Raw genomic sequence first — 9,942 nt, 5'->3', positions numbered from 1 at the left:
CACGATCCACGGCCGCGACTCCCGCTTCCCCACGACCCGACCAACGAGCAGACAGGCTGATGGTTACTTGATCAATAACTTCTGTTAGGACCTCTAAGCCGCGTCACCGGTTTCACGTGAAACGTCCGTGGCCCCCCTGATCACTGCCGCGTCCGTCCGAGGTGCCGGTACTCTCCTCGTTTCCGTCGGTCCGAGGTGCCGGTGCTCCCCTCGTCCCGTCGGTTCACCCGGCCGGTGTGTGCCGAAAGAGACGCGCGTCACGCGAACGGGTTCGCCGGTGAGGTTTGATCCACAGCAAACGCAGTTATCCACAGCGGAATTGGGGACGGCTGTGGAGAACTCCCGCCCCTACAGCGGTGGTTCGACGCGGGCGAGCGCCCGCAGGGCCCGGGGCAGGAAACGCGACAGCAGCCGGGCCCCGCGCGCCTCGGGCGTCACCGGCACGACGGCCCGGTCCCGCACCACCGCGTCCAGGATCGCGCGGGCGACCTTCTCCGGCGGATAGTTCCGCAGCCCGTACAGGCGGGCCGTGCGCCGCCGCAGCCGCCGTTCCTCCTCGGCGTCGACCCCGGCGAAGTGCGCGGTGGAGGTGATGCCCGTGTCGACCAGGCCGGGGCAGACGGCGGTCACCCCGATGCCCCGGCCGGCCAGCTCGGCGCGCAGGCACTCGCTCAGCATCAGCACCGCCGCCTTGGAGGTGCTGTACGCGGGCAGCGCGCGGGAGGTCTGGTAGGCCGCCGCCGAGGCGACGTTGACGATGTGGCCGCCCTGTCCGCGCTCGGCCATCCGCCCGCCGAACAGCCGGCAGCCGTGGATGACGCCCCACAGATTGACGTCCAGGACCTTCTTCCAGTCCTCCGGCGTGGTGTCGAAGAAGGAGCCGGACAGGCCGATCCCGGCGTTGTTGACCAGCACGTCGACCACGCCGTACTCGGCGGCGACCTTCTCGGCGAGCTTCTCCATCGCCTGCTCGTCGGAGACGTCGGTGGTCTCGGCCCACGCGGCGGGCGCGCCGGACGAGCGGGCCAGCTCGGCGGTGCGGGCCGCGGCCTCGCCGTCCCGGTCGACGGCGACCACCCGCGCCCCGGCCTCGGCGAACGCGCGTGCCGTGGCCCGGCCGATGCCCCCGCCCGCCCCGGTGACCAGCACGAGCTGGCCGCCGAACCGGTCGGAGTGCCGTCCGCGCCCGGCCACCTCGGGCCGGCCGCCCTCGACGGCGGTGACGAACTCGGTGATCCAGGTCGAGAGCAGGTCGGGCCGGGTGCGCGGCACCCAGTGCTTGGCGGGCAGGGTGCGCCGGGTCAGTTCCGGCACCCACTGCTCCAGGCCGTCGTAGAGCCGCTCGGAGAGGAACGCGTCGTCCAGGGGCGTGACGAGCTGCACGGGCGCGTGGGCGCGGGCGTCCGCACGCGGGCGGCGCAGCCGGGGCCGTACGTTGTCGCGGTAGAGCCACGCGCCGTGTGCCGCGTCGGTGGGCAGGGACGCGGTCGGGTAGTCACCGGCGGGCAGGTCCTCCAGGCGGCGCAGCAGGCCCGGCCAGCGCTTGCCGAGCGGGCCGCGCCAGGCCAGTTCGGGCAGCACCGGCGTGTGCAGCAGGTAGACGTACCAGGACTTGGCGCCCTGGCCGAGCAACTGGCCGACCCGGCGCGGGGTGGGCCGTTTCACGCGCCGGGCGATCCAGTGCCCGAAGTGGTCCAGGGACGGGCCCGACATCGAGGTGAAGGACGCGATCCGGCCCTCGGTGCGGCCGACGGTGACGAACTCCCAGGACTGCACCGAGCCCCAGTCGTGGCCGACCAGGTGCACGGGCCGGTCCGGGCTCACCGCGTCCGCGACGGCCAGGAAGTCGTCCGTCAGCTTCTCCAGCGTGAACCCGCCGCGCAGCGGACGCGGCGCGGTCGACCGGCCATGGCCGCGGACGTCGTACGCGACGACGTGGAAGCGGTCGGCGAGGCGGTCGGCCACCTCCGACCAGACCTCCTTGCTGTCCGGGTAGCCGTGGACGAGGAGCACGGTCGGCCGCCTCGGGTCGCCCAGCTCGGCCACGCACAGCTCGACCCCGCCCGTCCGTACGCGGCGCACCCTCGCGCCCTCGAATCCCGTCACGTCTCCTCCGTCCGGCCGCCCGCGCGATGCCGCCGAATCTTCCAGTTGTTAGACGCAACGTCAACAGGCTCGCCGCGCCCGCATCCGAGCCGCGCCCGCACCCGAGTCCCACCCTCACCCTCACTTCAACCCCGACCCCGACCCCGGGCCGTAGCCCTGAAGCAGGGCTCCCCCTAAGGTCCCGTACGACTGGAGGCGGACACCAAGACGGCCCTGCGGGCTGACGACCGGCGTGGCGCCCGTCACTACCGTCAGGGATGTGACTGTGATCGCGACCGAAAGCCTGAGCAAGCGGTTCCCCCGGGTGACCGCTCTTGACCGGCTCACCGTGGACGTCGGACCGGGTGTGACCGGTCTCGTCGGAGCCAACGGGGCCGGCAAGTCCACGCTCATCAAAATTCTGCTGGGCCTCTCCCCGGCCACCGAAGGCCGCGCCGAAGTGCTCGGACTCGACGTCGCCAGCAAGGGCGCCGCCATCCGCGAGCAGGTCGGCTACATGCCGGAGCACGACTGCCTGCCGCCCGACGTCTCGGCCACCGAGTTCGTCGTGCACATGGCCCGCATGTCCGGCCTGCCGCCCACCGCCGCCCGCGAACGCACCGCGGACACCCTGCGCCACGTCGGCCTGTACGAGGAGCGCTACCGCCCCATCGGCGGCTACTCGACCGGCATGAAGCAGCGCGTGAAGCTGGCCCAGGCCCTGGTGCACGACCCGCGGCTGGTCTTCCTGGACGAGCCCACCAACGGCCTCGACCCGGTCGGCCGCGACGAGATGCTCGGCCTGATCCGGCGCATCCACACCGACTTCGGCATCTCGGTCCTGGTCACCTCGCACCTGCTGGGCGAACTCGAACGCACCTGCGACCACGTCGTCGTCGTGGACGGCGGCAAGCTGCTGCGGGCCAGTTCCACCACGGACTTCACCCAGACCACCACGACCCTCGCCATCGAGGTCACCGACACCGACGAGCACCCCGACGGCACCCGCGCGGTGCGCGACGCGCTCCACGCGCGAGGGGTGGGCGTCGAGGACGGCAGCGGGCTGCCCGGCGCGGGCCGGGTACTGCTGCTCACCACGACCGGCGAGGAGACGTACGACCTGGTCCGGGACGTGATCACCGACCTCGGACTGGGCCTGGTGCGCATGGAGCAGCGCCGGCACCACATCTCGGAGGTCTTCAAGGACAGCGACGCGGAGCGGAAGGAGGCGGTCGGCCATGGCAACTGAACAGCCCGCACCCGCCGCGGCGGGCGACCAGACCCGCATCCACAACATCGGCTACCGCGGCTACGACGGCCCCCGCCTCGGCCGCGGCTACGCCCGCCGCTCCCTGTACTCGCAGTCCCTGCGCGGCGCCTACGGCCTCGGCCGCTCGGCCAGGACCAAGGTGCTGCCGATGCTGCTGTTCGCGGTGATGTGCCTGCCCGCGGGCATCATGGTCGCGGTGTCCGTCGCCACCAAGGCGGACGAGCTGCCGCTGAAGTACACGACGTACGCCGTCGTGCTGCAGGCCGTGATCAGCCTCTACCTGGCCTCCCAGGCACCCCAGGCGGTCTCCCGCGACCTGCGCTTCAAGACCGTACCGCTGTACTTCTCGCGGCCCATCGAGACCACCGACTACGTCCGCGCCAAGTTCGCGGCCCTGACCTCGGCGCTGTTCCTGCTGACCGCCGCGCCGCTGCTCGTCCTCTATGTGGGCGCCCTGCTCGCCAAACTCGATTTCGCGGACCAGACCAAGGGATTCGCGCAGGGACTCGTCTCCGTGGCACTGCTCTCGCTGCTCTTCGCCGGCATCGGCCTGGTCGTCGCCTCCGTCACCCCGCGCCGCGGCTTCGGCATCGCCGCCGTCATCGCCGTACTGACCATCCCCTACGGGGCGGTCTCCACCCTCCAGGCCATCGCGGACGTCCAGGACAGCTCCGGCGCCATCGCCTGGATCGGCCTGTTCTCGCCGATCACCCTCATCGACGGCGTGCAGACCGCGTTCCTCGGCGCGACCTCCGGCTTCCCCGGCGGCAGCGGCCCGTCGACCGCCGAGGGCCTGGTCTACGTCCTCGTCACCCTCGGCCTGATCGCCGGCTCCTACGGTCTGCTGATCCGCCGCTACAAGAAGGTGGGGCTGTGACAACCCTCAGCATCGACCACGTCTCCCGGTGGTTCGGCAACGTGGTCGCCGTCAACGACGTCACCATGACGATCGGCCCCGGCGTCACCGGCCTCCTCGGCCCCAACGGCGCCGGGAAGTCCACCCTCATCAACATGATGGCCGGCTTCCTCGCCCCCTCCACCGGCACCGTCACCCTCGACGGACAGCAGGTCTGGCGCAACGAGGCCATCTACCGGCACATCGGTATCGTCCCCGAGCGCGAGGCGATGTACGACTTCCTCACCGGCAAGGAGTTCGTCCTCGCCAACGCCGAACTCCACGGCCTCGGCGCCCAGGCCGCCCAGCGGGCGCTGGCCACCGTCGAGATGGAGTACGCGCAGGACCGCAAGATCGCCACGTACTCCAAGGGCATGCGCCAGCGCGTGAAGATGGCGAGCGCCCTCGTGCACGACCCCTCGCTCCTGCTGCTGGACGAGCCGTTCAACGGCATGGACCCGCGCCAGCGGATGCAGCTCATGGACCTGCTGCGCCGCATGGGCGACGAGGGCCGCACCGTCCTGTTCTCCTCGCACATCCTCGAAGAGGTCGAGCAGCTCGCCTGGCACATCGAGGTCGTCGTCGCCGGACGGCACGCGGCCAGCGGCGACTTCCGCAAGATCCGCCGACTGATGACCGACCGGCCGCACCGCTACCTCATCCGCTCCAGCGACGACCGGGCCCTCGCCGCGGCCCTGATCGCCGACCCGTCGACGTCCGGCATCGAGGTCGACCTGGCCGAGGGCGCGCTGCGCGTCCAGGCCGTCGACTTCGGCCGGTTCACGGCCCTGCTGCCGAGGGTCGCCCGCGACCACGGCATCCGGCTGCTCACGGTCTCGCCGTCCGACGAGTCCCTCGAGTCCGTCTTCTCGTATCTCGTCGCGGCGTAGGAGGCCGAAGAATGTACGACCCCACAGTCGCCCGGCTCACCTACCGGGCCCTGCTCGGCCGTCGCCGGGCCCTCATCCTGGGCGTCCTGCCCCTGCTGCTGATCGTCATCGCGGTGGCGGTACGCGCCCTGACCGGCGCCGACGACCAGACCGCCTCGGACGTCCTGGGCGGTTTCGCGCTCGCCACCATGGTGCCGATCATCGGTGTCATCGCCGGGACCGGGGCCATCGGCCCGGAGATCGACGACGGCTCGGTGGTGTATCTGCTGTCCAAGCCGATCAAGCGGCCGACGATCATCTTCACCAAGCTGATCGTCGCGATCGCCGTGACGATGGTCTTCTCCGCGGTGCCCACGATGATCGCGGGCCTGATCCTGAACGGCAACGGCCAGCAGATCGCCGTCGCCTACACCGTCGCCGCGCTGGTCGCCTCCATCGCGTACGCCGCGCTGTTCCTGCTGCTCGGCACGGTCTCCCGGCACGCGGTGGTGTTCGGGCTCGTCTACGCGCTGGTCTGGGAGGCCCTGTTCGGCTCCCTGGTGCCCGGCGCCCGCACCCTCAGCGTCCAGCAGTGGTCCCTGGCGGTGGCCGAGAACGTCGCCGGGGGCGACCTGGTGACCTCCGACGTCGGCCTGACCACCGCGACGGTCCTGCTGGTCGCGGTGACCGTCGTGGCCACCTGGTACGCGGGCCAGAAGCTGCGCACGCTCACGCTGGCCGGGGAGGAGTGAGGGGCGGGCGGACCGCCGCTTGACCGGTGGCGTCCGCCCGGACGCGGCCCGCACACTGGTGAGGTCCGCGGACGCCGGGATCGCCGGCGGCCGCGCGTACCGGGAGAGGGGCCGGCGTCGCCGCCGCACGGCGCGATGTCCGGCTTCCGGCAGGGCAGCCCGCGGCGGGCTGCGGAGCGTCCGCCGACCCTCCGCCGAGCCCGCCGTGCTTCGGGACCTGCCCGGGGCGGTCGCTTCGAGCACGCGGCGCATCGCGCCCGCGTGGACCGCCCCACCCCCGGGGACCGGCCGAGCGGGGCTGAGCCGAACGCCACCGTGGGCCGTCGCTCAGCCCCGCCCGAGCCAAGCGGGCCACCGCCGGAGCCTTCGCTCGACTCCGGCCGAGCTGGAACAGGCACCGGGGCGGTCGCTCAGCCCCGGTCGAGCAACCGCTCCAGCACCACCGCGATACCGTCCTCGTCGTTCGAGGCGGTCACCTCGTCCGCCACCGCCTTCAGCTCCGCGTGGGCGTTGGCCATCGCCACGCCCCGGGCAGCCCAGGCGAACATCGGTACGTCGTTGGGCATGTCGCCGAAGGCGATGGTGTCCGCCGCCTTCAGCTTCAGCCGACGGGCCGCCAGCGAGAGCCCCGTGGCCTTGGACAGGCCCAGCGGGAGCAGCTCGACGATGCCGGCCCCGGCCATGACGACCGTGACGAAACCGCCCGCGGTCTGCCGGGCCACTTCGGCCAGTTGGTCGTCCGACAGCGTCGGATGCTGGATGTAGATCTTGTTCAGCGGCGCGGACCACAGGTCCGACGCGTCGGTGAACGGCGTCGCCGGGAGCGCCCCGCCGACCTGGTAACCGGGGCCGACCAGCACCTCGCCGTCCAGCCCGTCACGGCTCGCCGCCAGGTACAGCGGGCCCGTCTCCGCCTCGATCTTGGCCAGGGCCACCCCGGCGAGCTGCCGGTCCAGCGTGACCGAGGTCAGCAGGCGGTGCTCCCCGGCGTGGTAGACCTGCGCGCCCTGCCCGCAGACGGCCAGGCCGTCGTACCCGAGGTCGTCCAGGATGTGCCGGGTCCAGGGGACCGCGCGGCCGGTGACGACGATGTGGGCGGCGCCCGCCGCGGTGGCCGCGGCGAGCGCGTCACGGGTACGCCGCGACACCGTGTCGTCGGTGCGCAGCAGCGTCCCGTCCAGATCGGTCGCGACCAGGCGGTACGGGAAGTCCGGGCCGGTGGGGGCGTCGCTCACTTGGCCACCGGCTCCAGGATCTCCCGGCCGCCGAGGTACGGACGCAGCACCTCGGGCACGCGCACCGAGCCGTCGGCCTGCTGGTGGTTCTCCAGGATCGCCACGATCGTGCGCGGTACGGCGCACAGGGTGCCGTTGAGCGTGGCGAGCGGGCGGACCTGCTTGCCCTCGCGGACCCGGATCGACAGGCGGCGCGACTGGAACTCGGTGCAGTCCGAGGTCGAGGTCAGCTCGCGGTACTTGCCCTGGGTCGGAATCCACGCCTCGCAGTCGAACTTGCGCGCGGCCGAGGAGCCCAGGTCACCGGAGGCCACGTCGATCACCCGGAACGGCAGCTCCAGCGAGGTCAGCCACTGCTTCTCCCACTCCAGCAGGCGCTGGTGCTCGGCCTGCGAGTCCTCGGGGAGGACGTAGGAGAACATCTCGACCTTGTCGAACTGGTGGACGCGGAAGATGCCCCGGGTGTCCTTGCCGTGCGAACCGGCCTCGCGGCGGAAGCAGGGCGAGAAGCCCGCGTAGCGCAGCGGCAGGCGGTCGGCGTCCAGGATCTCGTCCATGTGGTAGCCGGCCAGCGCGACCTCGGAGGTGCCGACCAGGTACAGGTCGTCCTTGTCCAGGTGGTAGACGTCCTGGGCGGCCTGGCCGAGGAAGCCGGTGCCGCCCATGGCCTGCGGGCGGACCAGCGCCGGGGTGAGCATCGGCGTGAAACCGGCGGCGGTGGCCTGGGCGATCGCCGCGTTGACCAGGGCCAGCTCCAGCAGGGCGCCGACGCCGGTCAGGAAGTAGAAGCGCGAGCCGGAGACCTTGGCGCCGCGCTCGACGTCGATGGCGCCGAGCCGCTGGCCCAGCTCCAGGTGGTCCTGGGGCTCGAAGCCCTCGGCGGCGAAGTCGCGGATGGTGCCGTGCGTCTCCAGCGTGACGAAGTCCTCCTCGCCGCCCACGGGGACGTCGGGGTGGACCAGGTTGCCGAGTTTCGCGAGCAGGGCCTGGGTCTCCGCGTCGGCCGCGTCGCGCTCGGCGTCGGCGGCCTTGACGTCGGCGGCGAGCTGGCTCGCGCGCTTCAGCAGCTCGGCCTTCTCGTCTCCGGTCGCCTTGCCGATGAGCTTGCCGAGGCCCTTCTGCTCGGAACGCAGCTCGTCGAAGCGGACGCCGGACGACCTGCGCCGTTCGTCGGCGGCGAGGAGGGAGTCGACGAGCGCGACGTCCTCTCCACGGGCGCGCTGCGACGCACGCACACGGTCGGGGTCCTCACGAAGCAGGCGAAGGTCAATCACGCGGCCAAGGCTACCGGTGCGGGGTGACGGCCTTCGACTCACTATTGCCGGGCGCCGGTCAAGGCGGTTCGTCCGATTCGCCGGAACGACGGAGGTATCGGCGGGGAATTGACCCGATTCCCTTGTGCGGAACGGGACTTGGGGGCGGCGCTGTCCACAGGAATCCACAGTCGGGAAAAGTTATCCACAGGCTGTGCGAAAGATCTGTGGACTCGGGAATCGATCATTCCTAATCGGACATCAAGGACGAAGAATTCCTCTTCCAAACCCTCCACGAGCCCACTTTCGAGTGGAAACGCGTCCCTCCGGAGGATGGCGGGCGTGAAACAGGTGGACGAGGGGTGACCTGGGGACCTGTGGACGGAGATGTGCCCTGTGGGCCGATTTGTCGACTGCATGGCGGTTCGTTGTCGACTTGTCCCCAGGTCGAGAAGCGGACCTGTGGATAACTTCTGTGGATAACTTAAATCGGCAGGTACGACAGTCGGACTCGGCGAACCCGAGGCTCGGGACCGGGGGCCGGAGGGTCGGGACGGGAGCCCGAGGGGACGGGACGGGAGCCCGAGGGGACGGGACGGGCGGACCCCGACGGTCAGAAGCGTCCGTCCTGGCACCGGGCGACCCAGTCCGCCGCCGCCACGAACTCGTCGTCGGACGTCCCCCGCAGCGCCGGACGCACCGTGGCCGGGTCCACGCCCGCACGCGGGTACGAGCCGAGGAACCGCACCTGGAGACAGATCCGCTTCAGCCCCATCAGCGCCTCGGCCATCCGCCGGTCGGAGATGTGCCCCTCGGCGTCGACGCAGAAGCAGTAGTTGCCGATGCCCGCGCCGGTCGGCCGGGACTGGAGCAGCATCAGGTTGATGCCCCGGGTGGCGAACTCGCCCAGCAGGTCGCGCAGCCCGCCGGGATGGTCGTCGCGCTGCCACAGCACGACGGACGTCTTGTCGGCGCCGCTCGGCGCGGCCGGCCGGGCCGGACGGCCCACCAGCACGAATCGGGTCTGGGCGTTCTCCGCGTCGTGGATGCCGGACTCCAGCACCTCCAGCCCGTACCGCTCGGCGGCGAACTCACCGGCGAAGGCCGCGTCGTACCGGCCCTCCTGGACCAGCCGGGCACCGTCGGCGTTGGAGGCGGCGGACTCCCAGACGACGTCGGGGAGGTGGGCCTTGATCCAGTTGCGCACCTGCGGCTGGGCGACCGGGTGGGCGGTGACCGTCTTGATGTCCGACAGCTTGGTGCCGGGGCGGACCAGCAGCGCGAAGGTGATCGACAGCAGCACCTCGCGGTAGATCATCAGCGGCTGCCCGGCGACCAGCTCGTCGAGGGTGGTGGTGACGCCGCCCTCGACGGAGTTCTCGATCGGCACGAACGCCGCCTCGGCCTCGCCGCCGCGCACCGCGTCCAGCGCGGACTGCACGGACACGTACGGGACCAACTGGCGGGTCGCCGCCTCCGGAAGCGTCCGCAGGGCGACTTCGGTGAAGGTGCCTTCGGGACCGAGATAGGCGTAACTGGCTGGCATGACCTCACCCTAATGGGCCGTACGCGCCCCCAGCGCC

The 9,942-nt window shown here is 71.5% G+C and carries 8 protein-coding genes; 4 read left to right on the top strand and 4 right to left on the bottom strand.

Going from position 1 to position 9,942, the window contains the following annotated elements; all coding sequences use genetic code 11:
* Nucleotides 1-348 precede the first annotated feature (348 nt).
* The gene (locus ACFY32_RS27870) at nucleotides 349-2,106 is read right to left on the bottom strand and encodes an SDR family oxidoreductase (RefSeq protein ID WP_359190545.1); all 1,758 of its coding nucleotides are present in this window, start codon (nucleotides 2,104-2,106) and stop codon (nucleotides 349-351) included.
* A gap of 265 nt (nucleotides 2,107-2,371) precedes the next feature.
* Between ACFY32_RS27870 and ACFY32_RS27865 the strand changes: the two genes are divergently transcribed.
* Genes ACFY32_RS27865 through ACFY32_RS27850 form a run of 4 tightly spaced genes read left to right on the top strand, consistent with a single transcriptional unit; the run spans nucleotide 2,372 to nucleotide 5,871 of the window.
* Nucleotides 2,372-3,334, top strand: a complete 963-nt coding sequence (locus tag ACFY32_RS27865) for an ABC transporter ATP-binding protein (protein ID WP_359190905.1) — start codon at nucleotides 2,372-2,374, stop codon at nucleotides 3,332-3,334.
* Nucleotides 3,324-4,232, top strand: a complete 909-nt coding sequence (locus tag ACFY32_RS27860; protein WP_359190547.1) for an ABC transporter permease — start codon at nucleotides 3,324-3,326, stop codon at nucleotides 4,230-4,232. The genes ACFY32_RS27865 and ACFY32_RS27860 overlap by 11 nt, the downstream gene beginning before the upstream one ends.
* A complete protein-coding gene (locus tag ACFY32_RS27855; protein WP_359190550.1) occupies nucleotides 4,229-5,140 on the top strand; it encodes an ABC transporter ATP-binding protein in 912 nt (303 codons plus the stop codon). Before ACFY32_RS27860 ends, ACFY32_RS27855 begins: the two co-directional genes overlap by 4 nt.
* A gap of 11 nt (nucleotides 5,141-5,151) precedes the next feature.
* Nucleotides 5,152-5,871, top strand: coding sequence for an ABC transporter permease (locus ACFY32_RS27850; protein WP_359190552.1), 720 nt, complete (start codon nucleotides 5,152-5,154; stop codon nucleotides 5,869-5,871).
* 410 nt (nucleotides 5,872-6,281) lie between these two features.
* Here the strand turns inward: ACFY32_RS27850 and ACFY32_RS27845 are convergent, their stop codons facing one another.
* The 3 genes from ACFY32_RS27845 to pheA form a co-directional block, all read right to left on the bottom strand.
* A complete protein-coding gene (locus ACFY32_RS27845) occupies nucleotides 6,282-7,106 on the bottom strand; it encodes an HAD family hydrolase (protein WP_359190555.1) in 825 nt (274 codons plus the stop codon).
* The gene (gene serS / locus ACFY32_RS27840; protein ID WP_359190557.1) at nucleotides 7,103-8,380 is read right to left on the bottom strand and encodes a serine--tRNA ligase; all 1,278 of its coding nucleotides are present in this window, start codon (nucleotides 8,378-8,380) and stop codon (nucleotides 7,103-7,105) included. The genes ACFY32_RS27845 and serS overlap by 4 nt, the downstream gene beginning before the upstream one ends.
* Before the next feature lie 592 nt (nucleotides 8,381-8,972).
* Nucleotides 8,973-9,905, bottom strand: coding sequence for a prephenate dehydratase (gene pheA / locus ACFY32_RS27835; RefSeq protein WP_359190560.1), 933 nt, complete (start codon nucleotides 9,903-9,905; stop codon nucleotides 8,973-8,975).
* Between the last annotated feature and the right edge of the window lie 37 nt (nucleotides 9,906-9,942).

It is taken from the genome of Streptomyces sp. NPDC000134, from assembly GCF_042899225.1.
Lineage (GTDB): Bacteria > Actinomycetota > Actinomycetes > Streptomycetales > Streptomycetaceae > Streptomyces.
The sequence above is the reverse complement of the archived record's forward strand: the minus strand, read 5'-3'. Positions and strand labels throughout refer to the sequence as shown.